The 20,237-nt window shown below is 45.3% G+C and carries 21 protein-coding genes and 3 pseudogenes; 15 read left to right on the forward strand and 9 right to left on the reverse strand.

Annotation, left to right across the window (positions count from 1 at the left end):
* Positions 1 to 142 precede the first annotated feature (142 nt).
* Both RIE73_RS06695 and RIE73_RS06700 read right to left on the reverse strand, forming a co-directional pair.
* Positions 143 to 358: a hypothetical protein gene (locus tag RIE73_RS06695; protein ID WP_446400480.1), complete on the reverse strand. Its 216-nt coding sequence runs from the start codon at positions 356 to 358 to the stop codon at positions 143 to 145.
* A pseudogene (locus RIE73_RS06700) lies at positions 295 to 513 on the reverse strand (Rieske 2Fe-2S domain-containing protein); the annotation flags it as partial. The pseudogene RIE73_RS06700 and the gene RIE73_RS06695, both read right to left, overlap by 64 nt.
* A 138-nt stretch (positions 514 to 651) precedes the next feature.
* On the opposite strand from RIE73_RS06700, the gene RIE73_RS06705 reads away from it, so the two are divergent.
* The 3 genes from RIE73_RS06705 (at position 652) to RIE73_RS06715 (ending at position 2,807) form a co-directional block, all read left to right on the forward strand.
* On the forward strand, positions 652 to 1,068 hold the full coding sequence (locus RIE73_RS06705; RefSeq protein ID WP_446400455.1) for a XisH family protein: 417 nt from the start codon (positions 652 to 654) through the stop codon (positions 1,066 to 1,068).
* Positions 1,056 to 1,397 (forward strand): XisI protein, encoded by a 342-nt coding sequence (locus RIE73_RS06710; RefSeq protein WP_446400456.1) that lies wholly within the window; start codon positions 1,056 to 1,058, stop codon positions 1,395 to 1,397. The genes RIE73_RS06705 and RIE73_RS06710 overlap by 13 nt, the downstream gene beginning before the upstream one ends.
* Positions 1,398 to 2,228: 831 nt before the next feature.
* Positions 2,229 to 2,807, forward strand: a complete 579-nt coding sequence (locus RIE73_RS06715) for a Uma2 family endonuclease (protein ID WP_446400457.1) — start codon at positions 2,229 to 2,231, stop codon at positions 2,805 to 2,807.
* 477 nt (positions 2,808 to 3,284) lie between these two features.
* On the opposite strand, the gene RIE73_RS06720 is transcribed toward RIE73_RS06715, so the two are convergent.
* Both RIE73_RS06720 and RIE73_RS06725 read right to left on the reverse strand, forming a co-directional pair.
* Positions 3,285 to 3,521, reverse strand: coding sequence for a hypothetical protein (locus RIE73_RS06720; RefSeq protein ID WP_446400458.1), 237 nt, complete (start codon positions 3,519 to 3,521; stop codon positions 3,285 to 3,287).
* Positions 3,514 to 4,188 (reverse strand): annotated as a pseudogene (locus RIE73_RS06725) (Tfp pilus assembly protein PilF); the annotation flags it as partial. The gene RIE73_RS06720 and the pseudogene RIE73_RS06725, both read right to left, overlap by 8 nt.
* Positions 4,189 to 4,452: 264 nt before the next feature.
* Here RIE73_RS06725 and RIE73_RS06730 point away from each other — a divergent pair.
* Together RIE73_RS06730 and RIE73_RS06735 are read left to right on the forward strand one after the other, a co-directional pair.
* Positions 4,453 to 4,713: a hypothetical protein gene (locus RIE73_RS06730; RefSeq protein ID WP_446400459.1), complete on the forward strand. Its 261-nt coding sequence runs from the start codon at positions 4,453 to 4,455 to the stop codon at positions 4,711 to 4,713.
* A complete protein-coding gene (locus tag RIE73_RS06735) occupies positions 4,701 to 5,147 on the forward strand; it encodes a type II toxin-antitoxin system VapC family toxin (protein WP_446400460.1) in 447 nt (148 codons plus the stop codon). The genes RIE73_RS06730 and RIE73_RS06735 overlap by 13 nt, the downstream gene beginning before the upstream one ends.
* An 82-nt stretch (positions 5,148 to 5,229) precedes the next feature.
* On the opposite strand, the pseudogene RIE73_RS06740 reads toward RIE73_RS06735, so the two are convergent.
* A pseudogene (locus RIE73_RS06740) lies at positions 5,230 to 5,829 on the reverse strand (Rieske 2Fe-2S domain-containing protein); the annotation flags it as partial.
* A 34-nt stretch (positions 5,830 to 5,863) separates the two neighbouring features.
* On the opposite strand from RIE73_RS06740, the gene RIE73_RS06745 reads away from it, so the two are divergent.
* Positions 5,864 to 6,019 (forward strand): hypothetical protein, encoded by a 156-nt coding sequence (locus tag RIE73_RS06745; protein ID WP_446400461.1) that lies wholly within the window; start codon positions 5,864 to 5,866, stop codon positions 6,017 to 6,019.
* Positions 6,020 to 6,331: 312 nt separating this feature from the next.
* On the opposite strand, the gene RIE73_RS06750 is transcribed toward RIE73_RS06745, so the two are convergent.
* From RIE73_RS06750 to RIE73_RS06765, 4 genes are all read right to left on the reverse strand, one after another.
* Positions 6,332 to 7,936, reverse strand: a complete 1,605-nt coding sequence (locus tag RIE73_RS06750; RefSeq protein ID WP_446400479.1) for an NAD(P)H-quinone oxidoreductase subunit 4 — start codon at positions 7,934 to 7,936, stop codon at positions 6,332 to 6,334.
* A gap of 121 nt (positions 7,937 to 8,057) precedes the next feature.
* Positions 8,058 to 10,112 (reverse strand): NAD(P)H-quinone oxidoreductase subunit 5, encoded by a 2,055-nt coding sequence (locus tag RIE73_RS06755; protein WP_446400462.1) that lies wholly within the window; start codon positions 10,110 to 10,112, stop codon positions 8,058 to 8,060.
* Between the two features lie 625 nt (positions 10,113 to 10,737).
* Positions 10,738 to 11,139, reverse strand: a complete 402-nt coding sequence (trxA, locus tag RIE73_RS06760; RefSeq protein ID WP_446400463.1) for a thioredoxin — start codon at positions 11,137 to 11,139, stop codon at positions 10,738 to 10,740.
* Between the two features lie 90 nt (positions 11,140 to 11,229).
* Positions 11,230 to 11,946, reverse strand: a complete 717-nt coding sequence (locus RIE73_RS06765) for an NnrU family protein (RefSeq protein WP_446400464.1) — start codon at positions 11,944 to 11,946, stop codon at positions 11,230 to 11,232.
* A 198-nt stretch (positions 11,947 to 12,144) separates the two neighbouring features.
* On the opposite strand from RIE73_RS06765, the gene RIE73_RS06770 reads away from it, so the two are divergent.
* From RIE73_RS06770 to RIE73_RS06810, 9 genes are all read left to right on the forward strand, one after another.
* Positions 12,145 to 13,161 (forward strand): LysR substrate-binding domain-containing protein, encoded by a 1,017-nt coding sequence (locus tag RIE73_RS06770; RefSeq protein ID WP_446400465.1) that lies wholly within the window; start codon positions 12,145 to 12,147, stop codon positions 13,159 to 13,161.
* Between the two features lie 344 nt (positions 13,162 to 13,505).
* On the forward strand, positions 13,506 to 14,930 hold the full coding sequence (locus RIE73_RS06775; protein ID WP_446400466.1) for an AAA family ATPase: 1,425 nt from the start codon (positions 13,506 to 13,508) through the stop codon (positions 14,928 to 14,930).
* Complete coding sequence (locus tag RIE73_RS06780) at positions 14,930 to 15,610, forward strand: retron system putative HNH endonuclease (protein ID WP_446400467.1); 681 nt, start codon at positions 14,930 to 14,932, stop codon at positions 15,608 to 15,610. Before RIE73_RS06775 ends, RIE73_RS06780 begins: the two co-directional genes overlap by 1 nt.
* Before the next feature lies 1 nt (position 15,611).
* Complete coding sequence (locus RIE73_RS06785) at positions 15,612 to 16,436, forward strand: SDR family oxidoreductase (protein WP_446400468.1); 825 nt, start codon at positions 15,612 to 15,614, stop codon at positions 16,434 to 16,436.
* 152 nt (positions 16,437 to 16,588) lie between these two features.
* Positions 16,589 to 17,617 carry a tRNA dihydrouridine(20/20a) synthase DusA gene (dusA, locus tag RIE73_RS06790; RefSeq protein ID WP_446400469.1) on the forward strand — a complete coding sequence of 343 codons (1,029 nt, stop codon included), beginning with the start codon at positions 16,589 to 16,591 and terminating at the stop codon, positions 17,615 to 17,617.
* The gene (locus tag RIE73_RS06795; RefSeq protein WP_446400470.1) at positions 17,614 to 17,763 is read left to right on the forward strand and encodes a DUF6883 domain-containing protein; all 150 of its coding nucleotides are present in this window, start codon (positions 17,614 to 17,616) and stop codon (positions 17,761 to 17,763) included. Before dusA ends, RIE73_RS06795 begins: the two co-directional genes overlap by 4 nt.
* 130 nt (positions 17,764 to 17,893) lie before the next feature.
* Positions 17,894 to 18,928, forward strand: a complete 1,035-nt coding sequence (locus RIE73_RS06800) for a ParA family protein (RefSeq protein ID WP_446377108.1) — start codon at positions 17,894 to 17,896, stop codon at positions 18,926 to 18,928.
* A 9-nt stretch (positions 18,929 to 18,937) separates the two neighbouring features.
* Positions 18,938 to 19,540: a HEPN domain-containing protein gene (locus RIE73_RS06805; protein WP_446400471.1), complete on the forward strand. Its 603-nt coding sequence runs from the start codon at positions 18,938 to 18,940 to the stop codon at positions 19,538 to 19,540.
* Positions 19,541 to 19,914: 374 nt separating this feature from the next.
* Positions 19,915 to 20,169, forward strand: a complete 255-nt coding sequence (locus RIE73_RS06810) for a NifU family protein (protein ID WP_446343276.1) — start codon at positions 19,915 to 19,917, stop codon at positions 20,167 to 20,169.
* Positions 20,170 to 20,237 lie beyond the last annotated feature (68 nt).

The following is a 20,237-nucleotide window of genomic DNA, read 5'->3' on the forward strand; positions in this document are numbered from 1 at the left end:
GAACGAAAAATCGGGCGTTTCGGCTTTTAGAAGTGAGTTTGACCGAACAAGATTCTGTACGGTTTTCCTTCCTTGTCCTCTTGTCCACCTTGCCCTCCTTGTCTTGCCCCAACCGCACAGTAAAAAACCTACACCTGTCAGCTTAACAAGGGGGGGGAGTAAGAGTAAGAGAAGCAGAAATCTGTTTCCCCGATTGACAAGCATTTAAAATACAAACAGGAATTCCCTTTCCCGTCAACAAATCCGCCAACTCCGACGCCTCCACCGGATCAGCTTTTCCCTGACTTTCCCCCTCCAAAAAAAGAATCCTAAACCAGGTGGATTTTTCCCCGCCTGATTCTTCACCAACACTTGGCATCCAATATGACGACACCAGCCGGGACGAGTTGGGGTTGCATATAAAGCCAGAATCAGCTTTCCACCATCCTTGAATGTGGAAACAATTCGCATGTGACAAGGCGGTTGAAAGTCGTGAACTGCTTGCTCAACCGTGGGAGAAAGGGGTGTGATTTCAACGCCCTCAAATGGTGTGCGCCCTGCAACCGACGTGCGCTCTGCAACCGACGTGCGCCCTCAAATGGTGTGCGCCCTCTCCCCTAACTTGGTATCACGCTATAATTCATTATTAACCCAACCTTCTACCTTTTCTCAATGCCTGCTAAAGATGTTTATCATAACGCCGTCAAAACAGCTTTAGTCAAAGATGGTTGGACAATTACAGCAGATCCGTACACGATTAAATTTGAAGAACTCCAATTATTTGCTGATTTAGGTGCTGGTAGAACAGTTATAGCTCAGAGAAACCAACAAGAAATTATTGTTGAAATCAAAAGCTTTATTGGTCGCTCGTTAATTCACGATTTACAGAATGCTCTGGGACAATACATCATATACAGAACCTTACTCTCGGTTACGAATCCGACGTATAAAGTCTATTTAGCCATTAATCAGGAAATTTATGAAAACTTCTTTTCCCAAGTGGCGATTCAATTCATTATTCAACACAACCAAGTAGCCCTACTTGTGGTCAACATAGACGCTGAGGAGGTTATTCAATGGATAAGCTGAACCACTATCGCGATTTAATTAAACGAATTTTAACCGAATACCATCACCTGGCAACTCAAACACCGAGTACTGGAGAGGAAAGTCTACTCGCCTTTGATGAAACTAGAGATCAATACCTTTGGTTTCAAACGGGATGGAGACAGAAAAAAAGAATTCGCGGGATTACCGTTCATATTCAAATTAAAAACGAGAAAATTTGGATTGAAGAAGATTGGACAGAAGTGGGTATGGCAAATGAATTATTAAAATTAGGCGTAGCGGCGAGTGATATTGTTTTGGGATTTCATCCCCCAGAAGCGCGTAAATTTACCGAATTTGCCTTAGCCTAACGTTGTAGGGGTACGGCATTGCCTTACCCTTATCCTATTTGGCTATTTGAAGGGTACGATAATATCCATCCGTGTCAACTTAAGCCAGAAACCCCTCTCCCCCAGCCCCTCTCCCACTCAGGGGAGAGGGGAGCCAGAAAATCTAGTTCCCCTTCTCCCGTGCAACAAAAGCTCTCGCATCCTCTGTCCTCCCCCGTGCAAAAAAAGTGAAACATCCTCTGTCCTCCCCCTCTTGTAGCTATGCATTACTCACATCTTTCTTAACATTAGCGAGAGTGATCGCTCTCGCTCTCTCCAACCCCCATTCCTACATAGCCAATTCTCAATAAAACTTGATTTTTATCAAGAATGGTTTTTGGTTATTTGTCAAGTATAGTGGAATAAATTTAGTTTGAAAGCCTTGTTTCACAATGCTTTCAGGTAGTTTAAGAAAGATGCGAGTAACGGATAGCCTTGCTAAGGGGAAGGTTAGGGAGGCGTCGATAGGATTAGCTCACCCCACAACCCTCGCCACCTTTGGTCGGGAATGGACTGTAATTTAGCGACTTTAGTTAGGGCTTGCTGCCAAAACCAAAAACGCTGCAAATGTTGGGGTTTTCACATCTAAACCAATCAGACATCTGGTTGAGAACACGGCAATGCCGTACCCCTACCCTAACCTAGGAAGCCTTGATTGTGTAGGGACACGATAGTATCGTGTCCTTCTCAATTTTGCTTGTCGTTTTGTGGCTACAGATGAGCTATCGATGCTAGGATTTAAACCGAGAATAAAAAGTGCGATCGCGAGTCGTCCTATACAAAGCCGTGCTAAATTGAAAATCATTATATCCCATGAATAGTTTCTCACCCGTCATTTTAAACTTAAAACACGTTGGCTTAAGCGATGCTCAATTTTACCAACTCTGCCAAGCTAATGAAACGTTTAAACTGGAACAAACCGCTAAAGGAGAATTACTGATTATGCCTCCCGTTGGTGGAGTAAGTGGCAATCGAGAATCCGATTTTAATGGTCAACTTTGGCTGTGGAATCGTCAAACTCAACGGGGAAAAGTCTTTAGTTCATCAACCATCTTTCGCTTACCCAACGGTGGAAAGCGTTCTCCCGATGTGGCTTGGATAGCCAACCAACGCTGGGAATCCCTAACTTCCGAAGAACAAGAAAAATTTCCGCCAATTTGTCCAGATTTTGTCATCGAACTCCGTTCTCGCACCGATTCTCTATCCGACTTACAAGAAAAAATGCAGGAGTATCTCAATAGTGGTTTACAATTAGGTTGGCTAATTAATCCCCAATCCCAACAAGTCGAAATTTATCGCCAGAATCAGCCCGTTGAGATTGTCCAGTTACCCGCGAGTTTATCCGGAGAGGATGTCTTACCTGGATTTATATTAGAGTTGCCAGTTTTCTAAGCCAAAATCCTGTAGATTTCCGCTCCCCACCACAAGACTTATTTAGCAGACCCTAGATTAGGATTGGTTTGTAGTGGGGAACCTTAGCCCTAGATTCTGTTGGGTTGAGCGAAGTTAGGACACAGCAGTACCGTTTTCCTACACTAACCCAGAAATCATTGATTGCGTAGGGGCACGATACCATCTATTCGTGTCAACTTAAGATAGAAAACCAATGCTGGCAAGGGTGCCTCGAATCTGAAAGCCTTGTGGAACAGGGCTTTCAAGATTGTTAAGAAAGATGCGAGTAAGGGATAGCTCTTGTAGGAGGGAACGAGGGGGGTCCGGAGTTGGGGTTAGGGGATGAGGGTGAAAGGCTTGCCAGCATTGGTTTTTACCTTGGCACGAATTCATCGGATTAGGGTACGGCAATGCCGTACCCCTACGACACCCAGGCATAATTGATAGGGTAGGGGCACTCTGATCATCGTGCCCTTCTCAATCTGGGAGGCGTTGTAAGTTTTCTCGTGTCACACCAGCCCAATAGTTATCCTGATACTCTAAGAATATGTCTAAGGCTATCTGTAAATTCACCCTGGCTTCAGCGTAGTTTTCCTGGGCTTGTGCCAGTAATCCTAATTGTCCATAAGTGCCAGCTTGAGAATAGCGATCGCTAAATTCAATCTTAATATCCAGAGCCTGGTGATAGTATTGCTTTGCCTGCTCATGAGCCATGAACATCAAAATGAATAATATGATAATAACCCGCCCCTTTCTCCTCCAACCTATCGGATAAGGCTTTATAAGTTCCCGGACGCAATAACTCCACATTCACCCGTAACTCTGCTGGTTCAATCGCTTTAATTAAGGGGCGGGAAATGGTACGATAACCGACATCCTTCTCCTCATCCGGTCGTGCTGTCACCAAAAGTAAATTAATCACCGGAAACGGTGGCATACTGGCACCAATTGGAACGGGTTTGGTATGCTTCCGCAGCATCAGACAATCCACCGCCAGGGGACGGGGTAAATCCGGATCACGCAGGGCTTCCCAATGCAGCGCTTGAAACTCTGGCGTCTGGCTTTCAATCTCTATTTGAATCTGACTTAAATTCCCCCGGATTTGCCGATACTCGCTATAGGCGTCAATATTGGTTCTAAATACCTGCTCAAATAATTGTTCCCCGTAAGTCTTAACCGATTCCTTCGCCTGTTCCGCCTTCACCGTTCCCAATTGAGGAAACACCAACCATTCCTCAAAATACCATTCCAGACTCTGTTCTTGTTTGGGAGTGAAGGGGTCAGTAATTGTGATCGGATAATTCACCCGCCCATCAAAACTGAGAGTCGCGGTAAATCCGTTATCCGTTGATTCCTGTTCGCGAATGGTGATGGTTGTCATTCGTCTTATGTCATACTCGCTATCGCGAGAAGCAAGCTACGTCTTATGTCATGTATGGTAGCCAAAAAAATAGAGGCATGGCAATGCCGTGTCCCTACCTAAACCTGGAAACCAGCAGCGCTAACTATTAAAGCTCATTGTTTTGTAATACAATGAAAGTCAGTATACCCAGCAAATTCTCAGTCTTTATACTCAGCGTCATCTACAGATAGTGCCAAATAACAAACTTGAAACAGTTTAGATAAAACCTAATAAATGAATCCTATGATGCAATCAGCCTTACGAATTGAAGCCAAAGTTTTACCGGGCAATAAAATCGAAATTGACTTACCCCCTGATCCCGCCTTCAATACAGTCGGAAAAACCATTGAAGTCATTCTTCTGTTGCCAGAAAAGCCAACCCAATCAACGGAACAATCTATTCTGGAAATATTGGCAGAAATCCACGCTCAACGCCCCTCTAGTCGAAACCTCGAAGAAATTAATCGAGATTTACAAGCCGAAAGGGATGCATGGGACAGCTAAATTTGCCTGACTCTTCTCGAATATATATTGACACGGTTGTTATGATTTACGCCGTTGAACAAGCTTCGGTTTATGGTTCATTGTTGGCTCACCTCTGGGCAAAAGTTCAAGCCGGAAACCTGGACGTCTTAACCAGTGAACTAACGTTGATGGAGGTATTGGTTATACCCATCCGAAACTCCGATACCTTTTTGACAGATGCATACAAGCGATTGCTGCGATCACCTCAAATACAATTGGTGTCCATCAATCAACTCATCCTAGAAAAAGCTGCCAGACTCCGGGCAATTACACCTTCACTGAGAACACCAGATGCCATTCATATAGCAACAGCCATTACTTCAGGATGTAACCAGTTTTTAACGAATGATCAAAGGTTACAGATAATACCCGATTTACCTGTAGTAATTCTAGACGAAGTATTGTCTTCATAAAGTCATAGTCCTAGAGGCGATCGCATCCCAAAATTTTCAAGGCTACTATTGATACCATACGCTGATTCCCTTTCGCCCATGTTTAATCATTATGAGCGTGTTCAAACGGATACACATAGAACAGCCGACTCAACTTTTTCAGCAGATATCCAGCCGTTGCTAATACAATTGCACCCCCTAACGCCCACCAGAACCCTGCCGGCGGAATAACCGTGAGTAAGGATGTCGCTGATTCAACAGTTCCTAGCGCCGCCTGCACCGCCACAGCCCGTGCATCCACCATGATGCCCAAACCCAAACACACCACCGCCGCGATGTAAGCTAAAACTGTCAGCCGATTAATCCTTTTCAGCGCATCCTGACAACTCTTGCACTGTTGCGTGTGCGTTGTCCACACATCAAAAAGCTTCTGCTTGTCGCGTTCGGCTTCTGGTAGGTTGGGATTACATCCGGAGTCCCAGGGAATACCACCGCCGGCTCGTTTCTCCAACCACTGGCGAAAGGTAATCACCATCTTATCTTGGGGATTCGGCGTATATACTTTATCCAACCATTTCCCCTGAGTGCCTTTGGCGAGAATCTTTTCCTCATAATGAAGAAATACCATATCTTGGTGCAGGAACAAAGACCCTAAAATATGTCCCAACCAGGTTGGCATGGGTAGGGCAAAGAATCCTAAACCAGGTAAGTATTGTTGCCATAGAAGGTAAATCCTCATGTCTAAAGACTTTCTCCCAGATCCCCAAGAAACCTCAACCCCTTCACCCAACCCCGAACGCGAACCTGTACAAATCTTTAGTCATCGGTTCCAGCAGTGGGATTACCAACATCATCCACAGTCTGTACGCCCACCACTTTGCCCAAATCAGTGAATGGAGTCCGATAATGCCTGCGCCCGTTCCTGGTAAACTGATTGATTTGGGGAAGCCCACACCATAATTTTTAATTTGGTGTGGGAGGATGTCACCGATTAAGATTTACAGTAAAACATTCCGTATATTAAAGCACATTCAGTGATGACTATTGATGAACGTTTACTAACCAAGCGCGAAAGTATTCTGCAACCAAATCTGCTGTAATTTACTAGGGTCGCCCTTTTCTCAACCTTTTATGTCAGCAAGAACTGTCAAAAAAATAGAGGTACGGCATTGCCATACCCCTACCTCAAATTAAAACCAGCAGCGCTAACGCACCGGTGGCGAAACTTCTACCCCCACGCGATCGCGTCCCCCAATTTCTGGGGCTACCATAGATACCATTGGCGGTTTCCCTTCCGCCAATGTGGGTACTGAACCGCGCAACCGGGCGGTTAACTGTTGCGTTGTCGAGTCATACATCTGCGTGATTAGCTTGGGATATAAGCCAATGCCAATAATCGGCACTAGCAAACAGGCAATAATGAACACCTCACGGGGTTCCGCATCCTGCAAAACCTCATGTTCCACCAGTTCCTTATTCTCAGAACCGTAGAAGATTTCCCGCAGATTGGACAGCAGATAAATCGGTGTCAGAATCACCCCAACCGCCGCCAAAAAGACCACAATTACCTTAAACGTGGAATTATAGGCATCCGAGGTGGCAAATCCGACAAACACCATTAACTCTGCCACAAACCCACTCATCCCCGGTAACGCCAGAGACGCCAGGGAACAGGTTGTCCACATGGCGAAAATCTTCTGCATCTTTTGACCGACGCCGCCCATTTCATCCAACATCAGGGTATGGGTGCGGTCATAAGTTGCGCCAACTAAGAAGAACAAACTCGCCCCAATTAAACCGTGGGACACCATTTGCAACACCGCCCCACTCAACCCCAAATCGGTAAATGACCCAATCCCGATTAAGACAAAGCCCATGTGGGAAATCGAGGAATAGGCAATCTTGCGCTTCAGGTTGCGTTGGGCAAAAGAGGTTAATGCCGCATACACGATATTCACCACGCCTAAAATCACCAACACCGGGGCAAAATAGGCATGGGCATCAGGTAACATCCCGGCATTCATGCGAATTAAGGCATAGCCGCCCATCTTCAGCAGAATCCCCGCCAGCAACATGTGAACTGGGGCGGTGGCTTCGCCGTGGGCATCGGGTAACCAAGTATGCAAGGGGAAAATCGGTAACTTCACCCCGTAAGAAATCAGAAACGCCGCATACAGCAACAATTCTAGATTAATCGCATAATCCTTCAGGGCAAGCGATCGCATATCAAAGGTGACTGTATCCCCATAGAATGCCATCGCCAAGGCTGCGATCAAAATAAACAGCGAACCCCCTGCCGTATACAGGATAAACTTCGTCGCCGCATACAGCCGCTTTTTACCGCCCCAAATCGACAGCAGCAAATACACCGGAATTAATTCCAGTTCCCACGCCAGGAAAAACAACAGCATATCCTGAACCGCAAACACGGCAATTTGACCGCCGTACATTGCCAGCATCAGGAAGTAAAACAGCTTCGGCTTCAGGGTGACGGGCCAAGCCGCCAGGATTGCCAACGTCGTCATAAACCCCGTCAGCAGAACCAACGGCATCGATAAGCCATCCACCCCCACCGACCAATTCAAGTCCAGCGTGGGCACCCAAGCATATTTTTCCACCAATTGCAAGCCCGGATTGCCAAAGTCATAGTTGATGACAACCGCACAGATAATCAGCGTAAAGTCAATCAGCCCGACAATCAGGGCGTACCAGCGTTCCCATACACCATGCTTCTCCGGTAATAAAGGAATGCCCAGAGACGCGACGATGGGGAACAGAATAATTACGGTCAACCAAGGAAAATCAGTCATTAGTTCATGGTTCATGGTTCATAGTTTATGGTTCATGGTTCATTGTGCATGGTTGATGGTTCATTGTTCATGGTTTATGGCAATCAACAATCAACAATCCGCAATCAACAATGAACGTAGATTAAGACAACCCAGAAACAATCACAAAACCGAGAACAGCCCCAAAGACAATCAGCGCATAGAATTGGGCGCGACCGTTTTCGAGATATTTTAGTCCTTCACCACTAATCAGGGTAAATAAACCGGTTAAATTTACCGCACCATCCACGACACGGTAGTCTACTTCCATCACCTGACGGGCGAGGCGACGACTTCCCTGGACGAACAGCCGATCATAGATATCATCGAAATACCACTTATTGAGGGAAAAGTTGTAAAGTGGTGTAAAGTTTTTCGCGATCGCCGCCGGGTCAATTTGACGCATCCGATACATCAGGGATGCCACGGTAATGCCAATCAGGGCAATTCCCACCGAGGAACCCGCCATCACCAGAAACTCACTCCAGTTAAACGCCGCTTCATGACTCACCACTTCCGCCACGGTTTCGCCAGGGGTGTGGATGAATTCCTCAAAGTAGTTATCAAAGGGCATCCCTACCAAACCAACCAGGGTTGAGGGAACAGCCAGTAGCAGTAAGGGTAAGGTCATGGTTAACGGCGATTCATGAGGCGACTCACTATGCCCATGATCATGATCCTCCGCCTCTAATTCCCGCCTATCCATGGCACCGGGTCCAAAGGCGGGTACGGGTTCAGCTACAGCCCCTTTAATTTGTTCCTTAATACTGCTGATATTGCCCCGGAAATCGCCCTCAAAGGTCATGAAATACATGCGGAACATATAGAAGGCAGTCAGTCCAGCCGTCAGCCAACCCACCACCCAAAGCCCTGGAGACGCAGCAAAAGCACTGCCTAAGATTTCATCCTTTGACCAGAACCCCGCAAAGGGAGGAATCCCACAAATTGCCAGGGTGCCAATTAAAAAGGTTAGGGACGTAATTGGCATATACTTCCGCAATCCCCCCATCAACCGCATATCCTGGGCTAAATCCGGATCATGACCCACCACGGCTTCCATGCCATGAATCACAGAACCGGAACAGAGGAAGAGCATGGCTTTAAAATAAGCGTGGGTCATCAGGTGGAATAACCCGGCACTGTAGGCACCAATCCCCATTGCCATGACCATGTAGCCTAACTGGGAGATGGTGGAATACGCCAGACCCTTTTTAATGTCATTTTGGGTCAAAGCAATCGTTGCCCCTAAAAAGGCGGTAAATCCTCCCGTCCAGGCAATCACCGTCATTGCCACAGGGATATTTTCAAACACAGGATACATCCGGGCGATCAGAAATACCCCAGCCGCCACCATTGTCGCGGCGTGAATCAATGCGGAAATGGGGGTCGGACCTTCCATCGCGTCTGGAAGCCAAACATGCAAGGGAAACTGGGCAGATTTGGCAACCGGTCCTAAAAAGACTAATACGGCAAACAGGGCGGCGAGTCCGCTGCTAATATAACCGGATTCGACAAAAGCCTCTAAGTGGGCGCCCATGACATCAAACTCAAAGCTGCCAGTTGCCCAATACAGCCCCAGGATACCTAACAGAAGACCAAAGTCCCCCACCCGGTTAACTACAAAGGCTTTTTGACAAGCATCAGCGGCAGCTTTGCGATCATACCAGAATCCAATTAGCAGGTACGAACACATCCCCACCAGTTCCCAGAAAATATAAACCTGTACCAGGTTGGGACTAATCACCAGCCCCAACATTGAGGAACTAAACAGGCTCAAATAGGCATAGAAGCGCACATAACCGGAGTCGTGTGCCATATAACCGTCGGTATACACCATAACCAGAAAGGCGACGGTGGAAACAACGACAAGCATCAACGCCGTTAAGTTATCGATGGTGTACCCCATCATCAGGTGAAAATTCCCCGCCGCCGCCCATTCCAGGGTACGGGTAAAGGGTTCATGTCCGTGAAATTGACTCCAGAAGATGGCAAATGACAGCACCATCGCCGCCCCCAGCAGGGAGACGACGAACACGGAAGATAACTGTCGTAGCTGATTCGTGGTTTTGTTGAATGAGATTAGCCCTAAGCCGACCAGCATCGCCCCTGCCAAGGGCAAGACTGGAATCAACCAGGCATATTGATAAAGCGGTTCCATGGAAGACAGCGTACTTTAGATTTCTTTACTATTTTGACAAACTGTAAACAAGTGTGACATTTGATATCCTACCCGACTTCCTGACTTAGCGGGAGATCGGGAGATGGGGGAGATGACGAAGGACGAATGAAAAATGACAGACGATTAAATCTTCACAGGGAACTTGTTCAATGTCGAGTCGGCTGTCCTACCTAGATTTGTCACTTGCATCCCGGGTTGATAACAGGTAAATTAAAACTTGCACTAAAGCGAACACAAGCGATCGCGGCTTCTCGTTGTAGAGAGTTACTAATCCTCTGTTCAATGGTGATAGTCGAACGCTCAATTGCCACGAAGTGTTCGACGGCTCGACGGCTCGACTGAGTAATCGCCGAAGTCTGAGCAATCGCCGAACATCCGAAGTCCGAAGAGTCAACTGTTGCCTGTTGCCTGTTGGCTGTTCCCTATGACACAATGCACTGAGCGCATCAATAACTAAACAGCTAATATCTCCCCCAGCTTCATCGTCAGTAGTCGGATCAAAGAAAACGACACCGTACTAAGTTTTGTAAATTGCAAAATCTTACTGTATTAAGCTTTCTCCCCTCCTGCCTCCTGCCTCCTGCCTCCTGCCTTCTTGCACGAGCTAGGCGGCTGATTGAGTGGCACTCTCTAAGGCGGTATGAGTTAAACCTTGTCCAATGGATGCTGAAAACTGCGATTGATTGTTCCCGATCAGGTTTTGAATCGCTAAGCGCAAGTCATCTCGTCCTTGAAAGCCTTCGAGTCGCTCAACCACCTGACCGTTTTCAAATAAGAGCAAGGTGGGTAAGGATTTGAGTTGATAGGTACTGGCAAGCCTGAGACTATTATCTGCATTCACCCGCACCACTTCAATCCGATCGCTCCATTCCTGCTGCACGTCCTCCAACATCGGCTGGATTAGGCGGCACAACCCACACCAGGGTGCCCAAAAATCAACCAGAACCATCTTGGAGTTTTCCAAAACGCATTGCTTAAACGTCTGCTCGTTCACCGACAACACCATGATCCCTCGAAATTCTATTGAGTTTTTACTCGCTTCCTTGGGATTATGCTACATCGAATTGGGATCATTTGAACAATAAATCCACTAATTTTACCAATTTATTTGGGCAGTTGCTCGCATGAGTAGGGGATGCGCCCACCATAACAAGCCGACAAAGCCGATTACGCCTAGATAGGCGGGACGGATAAATTCTTGCCATTTCAGGGTTTGGCGTCCCTGAAGTAGCGCCAGGAAGGGAAAAACCGAGGTACGCTCTTTGACGGACTCAAAGGCGTCGCCATAGCGCTTAGAAAGCCGTTGATCCCCATGCCAAACGCCAAAGCAATGGTGCAAAATTAATCCCATCGAGGTAAGTAGAGTGAAGCTAGTGCCAATCCAGAGGGTGTGAGCAATACACCAGATCACCTGTCCCACCATTTGCGGATGTCGGGTAATCCGAATGATCCCGGTTTCGTAGAGATGAACTTGGGGTTTCTGGATGGCAGCGATTTCTAACAGATTGAATGTAGCGGGGTAGAGAAACAAAAAAGAAATCGCTGAAAGCCACCAGACTAGGGACTTGATCCCCGGAACTCCCTGCACCTGCCACAATTGAATCCCATCATAGCGGTGGTTGAAAAAGTAAATAATTAATACAACAGCAACAGATAGGCTAACCAAAGCAAATAAAATTCGATAGAACCTCGCGCCTATGCGTTGTTCAGCCCAAGGTCGCAGTGCGGCTAGACCACTATGGGCGATCGCAAATCCCAAAAGTAGTCCAGCCATTACCCAATGACTGGATGTCACGTTAGTCAAGACCCCCATAAATCCTGATGTTGATTCGTTGCCCAATTCATCCTAGCAAGAATACTCAAGGACTTGATCCCGTCTTATGTTACTGTCGATTTCAGGCACAGGTTTACACGTTCGTTGTTGGCAATTCCTACTATCGTTGACGTTAAATCCCATCTTCAACCCCCCTGGGATTGCCTGTTATTGCTCCTTTTTGATGGTTTAGCTCCTATGTCTGACCTTCCTTTCACTCTCGATCAACTCCGCATTCTCAAAGCGATTGCTTCTGAGGGGAGTTTCAAACGTGCGGCGGATAGTTTGTACGTATCCCAACCGGCTGTGAGTTTACAAGTGCAAAACTTGGAACGACAGCTTGATGTCCCCTTATTTGACCGAGGCGGGCGTCGCGCTCAATTGACAGAAGCCGGACACTTACTCCTAAGCTACGGTGAAAAAATTCTCACCCTTTGTCAGGAAACTTGTCGGGCGATTGAAGATTTACAGAATCTCCAAGGTGGGACGCTGATTGTCGGCGCGTCTCAAACCACGGGAACCTATCTCTTGCCTCGGATGATTGGCATGTTTCGACAGAAGTATCCGGATGTGTCAGTCCAATTACAAGTCCACTCGACTCGCCGCACCTCTTGGTCTGTGTCCAATGGACAGGTTGATTTAGCTATCATTGGCGGTGAAGTCCCCACGGAACTTCAAGAAACGTTACATATTATGCCTTACTCGGAAGACGAGTTAGCGCTAATTTTACCTGTCTTCCACCCCCTAGCCAAGGTGGGAACTGTGCATAAGGAGGATTTGTATAAGTTACAATTTATTGCGCTGGACTCCCAATCCACGATTCGTAAGGTAATTGACCAGGTTCTCACGCGCTGTGATATTGATACCCGGCGTCTGAAAATTGAGATGGAACTCAACTCAATTGAGGCAATTAAAAACGCCGTGCAATCAGGATTAGGTGCAGCGTTTGTGTCTATTTCCGCTATCGAAAAAGAATTGGACATGGGTGTCTTGCATCGAGCAACCATAGAAGGCGTTGTGGTCAAACGAATGCTATCTTTGATTGTCAATCCCCATCGTTACCGTTCCAAAGCTGCCGAAGCCTTCAGCCGGGACATTTTGCCCCAGTTTGCGCCTCCGGGATGGGAAGAAATCCCCCCCGCTTCGCCGCCAATCACGGCTCCTAAATTAAATTCGGCATCGTCTCAACCTGCATCGTCTCAACCGACAGGGTAAGGACAATTAAGTAGGTGAGGATCGTCATTGGTCATTGGTCATTGGTCATTCGTCATTCGTCATTCGTCATTCGTAAGGGTTTAATGGATGCAAAACTTAACCTAGTTGAGTTTATTTCCACCAACCTACTTAGTCAAAAGTTTTCGGTGAAAATTGCCGAGTGTAGAGGTGTGAGAGTGTAGGAGCTACTTGTAGGGGTACAATATGTCGTACCCCTGATCGGGTTAGAGTAGCGAACAAGATGCTCGCACTACGGCAAGGATTTCGTTATTATTGATTGACATTAAAGTTTAAATACCAAACAGTTTAGAACAAGAATAAAGGTTAGTATCAGTTCTGCCGCCATGAAAGTTAAACGCCTAAAAATAAATAATTTTCGTGGAATTGATGATTTAACATTAGAATTTCAGGAGACATATCCAACTGTAATTATTGGTGTTAACGGAGTTGGGAAATCCAGTATCCTGGATTGTCTTGCCATACTTTTATCACTGATGACTGGATGGTTGCAAGACTATACTGGCTCGGTTCGAGGCTTCAGTGAACAAGATATTACGAATGATCAAAATGAAACCGATAACGAAATTACCATAGTGTATGATTCTCAAGACGTAACTTGGAAGCGTCGTCACCAAAAAGGTTCTCAGCAAGTTCCTATTCCCTATAACACCCTAGAGCAACTACTATTAATCGTAGTACCGGGTTTAAAAGAGCGTATTAGTAGTTTTCAGCTACAAAAGCAGATACGCCCTACCTTAGAGTCTATTGCCAGCAGTGGGGGACTGTACCGAGTTGATTTAGAGGATCTCCGCTCTCAGTGGGAAGCGATGACGGGTAATAATGAATTTCAAAACTTTGTTGATACAATACGCCGGAATCTTCTTGATGAGCCGTCTGAATTCAACTTACCTCTAATCGTATATTACCCCATTAATCGACAGGTTAGTGATATTCCTTTAGAGGTTACAGAAAACCATGAATTTAAGCAGATCGATGCTTATGATCAAGCCCTCCAAGCGAGACAAGTAGATTTCAAAACTTTCTTTGAATGGTTTAGAAAACGAGAAGACTTAGAAAATGAATGTCGTCTCCAAGATGCACCCGATTTTATAGATAGCCAGTTAGAAGCTGTAAGACGAGCCGTATCGTCTCTTCTCGATAATTTTTCTAACTTAAGAGTTCGTCGTTCCCCCTTACGAATGACGATCCAGAAACATAATGAAGAACTAATCATCAATCAACTATCTGATGGGGAGAAATGCTTGCTAGCAATGGTGGGAGATTTGGCTCGACGTTTAGCAATAGCCAATCCCGGTTTAGACAATCCGCTTCAAGGGAGTGGTGTTGTTCTGATTGATGAAATTGAATTACACTTGCACCCAAAATGGCAACGCGATAGTATTCCAGCTCTAACCCGAACCTTCCCAAATTGTCAATTTATTGTCACAACTCATTCACCCCAAGTGATTAGTCAAGTTAAGCCAGAAGGAATCTATATTCTGGAGAAAACTGAGGATGGAATTGCCGTTAAGCAGCCAGAAAGTTCTTATGGTAGAGACAGTAATCGCATACTGGAAGATTTAATGGATACGCCAGAACGTCCGCAGCCAATAAAAGAAACACTTTTGGAACTGTTTCGACTGATTGATGAGGGTAAACTGAGTGAAGCTCGCCAATTAAAAAATAATCTGGCTCAAGAAATTGGGTCAGACGAACCAGAATTTGCTAGTGCAGATATGCTGATTCGCCGAAAAGAGATATTGGGGTGATGAAATATATCAGAAAAGGTCAAGAACCAGAACGATTTACGGCTTGGAAAGCTATGAGAAATGAAGATTGGCAACCCAATTGGGATGCTTTGCGATCGCCCGAAAAACCAGCCGTCCATCAAGCCTTACTACAAGAACAGGGTTCTATCTGTTGCTACTGTGGTATTCGTATCAGCAAAAGAACCAGCCACATTGAACATTTCAAGCCTCGTAAGATTTACCCTAATCTAGAACTAAACTATTCTAATTTATTGGCATCTTGTCCGGGGGAAGGTGATATATCAGAGGGAATACGCTTAAAAAAATTACCTCTATCTCAAAAACATTGTGGATATAAAAAGGAGGATTGGTACGATGATAATTTGATGGTTTCGCCTTTGTTAGAAAACTGTGCTGATTTTTTCAGGTATACAGAAGAGGGAGAGATATTACCAACGGATGAACCGCGAATGGAGAAAGCGGCTAAAGAAACAATTGAAAGGCTAGGATTAAATAATTCTAAATTGCAAGCCACTAGAAAAAAGCAGATTCAGACCCTATTGCCATTAATTGACAACGCTACAGAGGCAGAAATTAAAAAACTTATTCAAGGTTATGAACAACGCGATTCAGAGGGAAACTATACCCCATTTTGTTTCGCGATCGCCTATACTTTAAAAAAATACTATATCTCAGGGTAAGATGAACGTTGCAATTATCGGTTGTGGTTATGTCGGTCAAGCGGTGGCACACCACTGGCGTCAAGATTTGGGATTGACTGTCACCGCAACCACAACCACTCCGGAGAAAGTACCAACCCTGGAAAAAATTGCCCAGCGCGTTGTCGTGGTTAAAGGCAATGATCTAGAGGGTTTAAAATCACTGGTGCAAAACCAGGAGACTATTCTATTGAGTGTGGGTGCAGCGAGTGCTAATCTCTATCAAGAGGCGTATTTAGAAACAGCAAAAACGCTGGTTTCTGTTCTCAAAGATACGCCAACAGTCAACCAATTAATTTATACAGGTAGTTATTCGGTGTATGGTGATCAAGGGGGAGATTGGGTTAATGAAGCGTCTCACATTCAGCCCAGCACTCCAAATGGTCAGATTTTAGCCGAAACTGAACAGATATTGCTCTCAGCCGCCCATGAAAATTTACAGGTTTGTATTCTTCGCCTAGGTGGAATTTATGGGACTAATCGGGAATTGCTGAAAATATTTGGTCGCTATCCAGGAACCACTCGTCCCGGCAAGGGAGATTCTATCACAAATTGGGTTCATCTGGATGATATTGTGGGGGCGATTGAATTTGCCCGTTCCCATCATTTGCAAGGAATTTACAACGTCGTTGATGATGCAAAATTATCGTCACGGGAATTACTGGATCGGTTGTTTGAAACGCACAATTTGCCGAAGGTATCCTGGGATGCATCAGTATCCAGCGTTCGTCCCTACAATGCGCGAGTCTCCAATCAAAAGATTAAAGCGGCTGGGTATCAGTTCATTCATCCAGAGATAAGATTTTAAGTGAAATATCCACTGCTTAAGCTAGGTTCGTAGTTGCGCTTTAGCGCTAAAAATTCTTGCATCTGCAACTATAAACCCAAAAGTCAGTTGATGAGTTGTTACTCTAGATCTGATCAGACGTGCGATCGCATCCAGACAAATTCTACACCCTCATGGTCAGTCCCAATACCGTCGTTCTACCTCAACTTCACACCATCCCGGTAACTTACCCCATAAGTGTCGCGCCGATGATGGATCGCACCGATCGCCATTTTCGGTATTTCATGCGCCAGATTAGCCGTCGCACTCTCCTCTATACCGAGATGGTGACCAGTGCAGCGATTATACATGGCGATCGCGATCGCCTGTTGGGTTTTTCCCCCGAAGAGAAACCCTTAGTTTTGCAAGTGGGTGGAGATCATCCCCTAGAACTCGCCGAATGCGCCCGAATCGCTGAAGGGATGGGGTATGACCAGATTAATCTAAATGTAGGATGTCCGAGCGATCGCGTGCAAAATGGCAACTTCGGTGCTTGTCTGATGGCGCAACCGGAACGGGTGGCGCGGGGGGTGGAAGCGATGATCAAGGCGGTTACAATACCCGTTACCGTCAAGCATCGGATTGGCATAGATGAGTGCGATCGCTATGAGGATATGGCAAACTTTGTCCGTATTGTCTCAGAAGCCGGATGTCAGCATTTTAGTGTCCATGCGCGGAAGGCGTGGTTACAGGGATTAAGTCCCAAGGAAAATCGCACGGTTCCCCCTTTACGGTATAGTGACGTGCATCGGCTCAAGCAAGAATTTCCCCAGTTATTCATTGAGATTAACGGCGGATTTACGAGTTTAGAACAGGTAGAGGAACAGTTAAAATTTGTCGATGCGGTAATGATTGGACGCGCTGCTTACGATAATCCTTATCTATTTGCTCAAGCCGATTGTCAGATATTTGGGGAGGAAGGTATACCCCCCACTCGCCAGCAGGTCGCGGAAGGGATGTTGGATTATATTGATTATTGGGTAGCCAAAGGATTGAAGCTGAATAAAATTACCCGCCATATCTTGCAATTATTTTCCGGACAACCCGGAAGTCGCGCTTGGAAGCGACATTTAACTGAAAAATCTTGTATTTTGGGTGCAGGTTCTGAGGTAGTGCGGGAAGCGTTGGCGAAAGTACCTGACTTGTCCCTGAGTGTGAGATGAAATGGAAAGCGATTGTTAATCGTCTGGCTATTGATCCGCGTAAGCTAACCGAGTACGATCTGAATCCAGATAATCCCGTAGGCAAAGACAAAGCGATCGTGTTTCAAAATCGTTTAGGATTTAGTAAAGACAACTACAATAGGTAAATGCTCTTTGGACAAATATCATAACATTCAAGCTTAACAAAATCAAGGATCTGAACTGTATTTACCGTTTAACCATAATGATTTACAGTTAGTTCTCCAAAATCAAGCTTTTATATTGAGAGTAAATACAATGAGTTCTTATGCTTTTTGGAACAATAAAGGAGGCGTTGGCAAAAGTTTTCTTGGCTTTGTCGCCGCTTCTGAATACGCTTATCTCCATCCTGAGACAGATGTCTATGTCATTGATCTTTGTCCACAAGCCAATGTATCTGAAACCTTACTCGGTGGATATCTCAAAGGTTCAACTGCATTAAATCTCTTAATTAATAAAACTCCCCGTGCGACGGTAGCTGGATACCTGGAAGCACGACTAAATTCACCCTTTAGAATGATTCCCGATGTATCTCCTTTTCTGTGTGAACCCAAAGAGTTCAACCCAGACATTCCAGAAAATTTGAGGTTGGTTTGCGGTGACAATCTTTTGGAAATAATCTCTGAAGCCATTCGACAAACTTCTCAGTTATCCATTCCCGTTGATGCTTGGAAACAGGTATTAACTTGGATACTCGATCTAACATTTGCTCTGCGTAGAGCTAGTGGTGATAGAGACACTCTCTTCGTCATTGATTGTAACCCCAGTTTTGCCATTTACACACAACTGGCTCTGATTGCTGCAGAAGGAGTAGTTGTACCATTTACGGCTGATGATAGTTCACGTCGCGCTATTGAGAATGTCATTGCACTTCTCTATGGTATAGCTGATAAAACTCTAGCACCCTATGCAAGAATCAGCTTTGCAAAACGTGCGAAGGAGGAAGATGTATCAATTCCAAAGTTACATACATTTGTAAGTAACCGAGTCACTTGGTATGAAGGAAAAGCCAGTAAAGCTTTTGAAGCCGTAAACAAAACGATTAAGCAAACAATGGATAGTATACACCGGGAACATCGTCATATTTTTACAAATCCAAAAGAATCGCCGAGTAACAGTTTCATTGAAATTCCAGATTATCACAGTGCTTGTGTAGTCGCGGCTCATAGTGGTACACCCCTGCACAAACTTAAACCAGGTCCCAAAAAGATTGTCGGTGAACGGGTGCAGTTAAATTCAGGTCCATTGGAAAGATACAAGGAGAAACTTAAGGAATTTGTAGACTGTCTTTAGGAATCTACAGTGTCATCACCAGCAGCCGTCAAGTATAAAATTGCATCGACAAAAGCTCGAATATTACGAAAAACTGCCACAGATATCCGCTTGCGACCAATATCTCGTGAGCAAACTCAAGTATATTATCACTCTGCTTTAGCCGCATTTGTTGCTGGGTGGGATGCGTATATAAACGACCTTGTCCGTAACTTTTTTGATGTCACCTCAGACCCTCTCAATTCTAAATTTTACGCTATACATACAATAGCTAGAGGGAGAGCTGAGCAAGCACTGGAAAGATTTAATACACCCAATTGGGATAATACAAGAAACCTATTAGTTGGATATACGGGTTATGATCCTATTAATGATTGGGTTTGGACAGCAAGACAGATGAACTCAGTTGCTGTTCGATTGAGATTGAATGAAATTTTACGGGTACGCCATAGTTTTGCCCATGGTTTTAGTATTCCTGCGTTTACTTGGACTCAATCACCCACGGGAAAAATTAGGCTAACGGCTAAAGCTATAGATGAAGTTGATGCTTTTTTTGAACATTTGGTGGCAGTTACAGACTTAGGGATGAAGAGACATATTGAAGTAACCTATAGTGTCTCGCTCACATGGTAATACTATATACTTCAGAATTTAAAGTTCTTGACTCAGAGCTACTGTCCATTAAAATGGACTAAAACTAGAGATGCAGTCGTCTTTAGACGACTTTAGCTTTGAGACTTGGGTTTCAACCCAAGGCGGTTGGTAGGGAGCATACCTTGCGGAAAATGGCGACGATCGCGAATTATTTTGTATCCAGATACACCAAATTTTATTCAAATCTAAGGTATACCTGTCAGCCTAAAGGTGAGGACGTTCTTGACGGCTGAAACGAGAAGGTACCAGTAAGGATTCTTCTGCCTTCTGCCTTGTGCTATGGCGTGACAACCATTCAAAATTCTCAAAGAACGCTAGGATTGACGTAGTTGTGCTGTCAAACTCGGTGAATTATGGCTCAAACACTATCTCCCCCCTTAGCATTAACCTCGGAAAACGTCGAAGCCGTCCTCGATGAATTACGTCCTTACCTGATGGCGGATGGCGGTAACGTTGATTTAGTGGAAATCGACGGTCCGATTGTGAAACTGCGGCTACAAGGCGCTTGTGGGTCTTGTCCCAGTTCTGCCATGACCCTGAAAATGGGGATTGAACGCCGCTTACGGGAATTTATCCCGGAAATCGTGGAAGTTGAACAAGTAATGTAATTATTCTTCGTTTTTAGTTTGGCGTTAAGGGTTAAGAGTTATAAAGTGAGAGAACCCCCTCTTCACAC

Origin of the sequence: Coleofasciculus sp. C1-SOL-03 (genome assembly GCF_040220555.1) — a bacterium.
Classification (GTDB): Bacteria; Cyanobacteriota; Cyanobacteriia; order Cyanobacteriales; family Coleofasciculaceae; genus Coleofasciculus.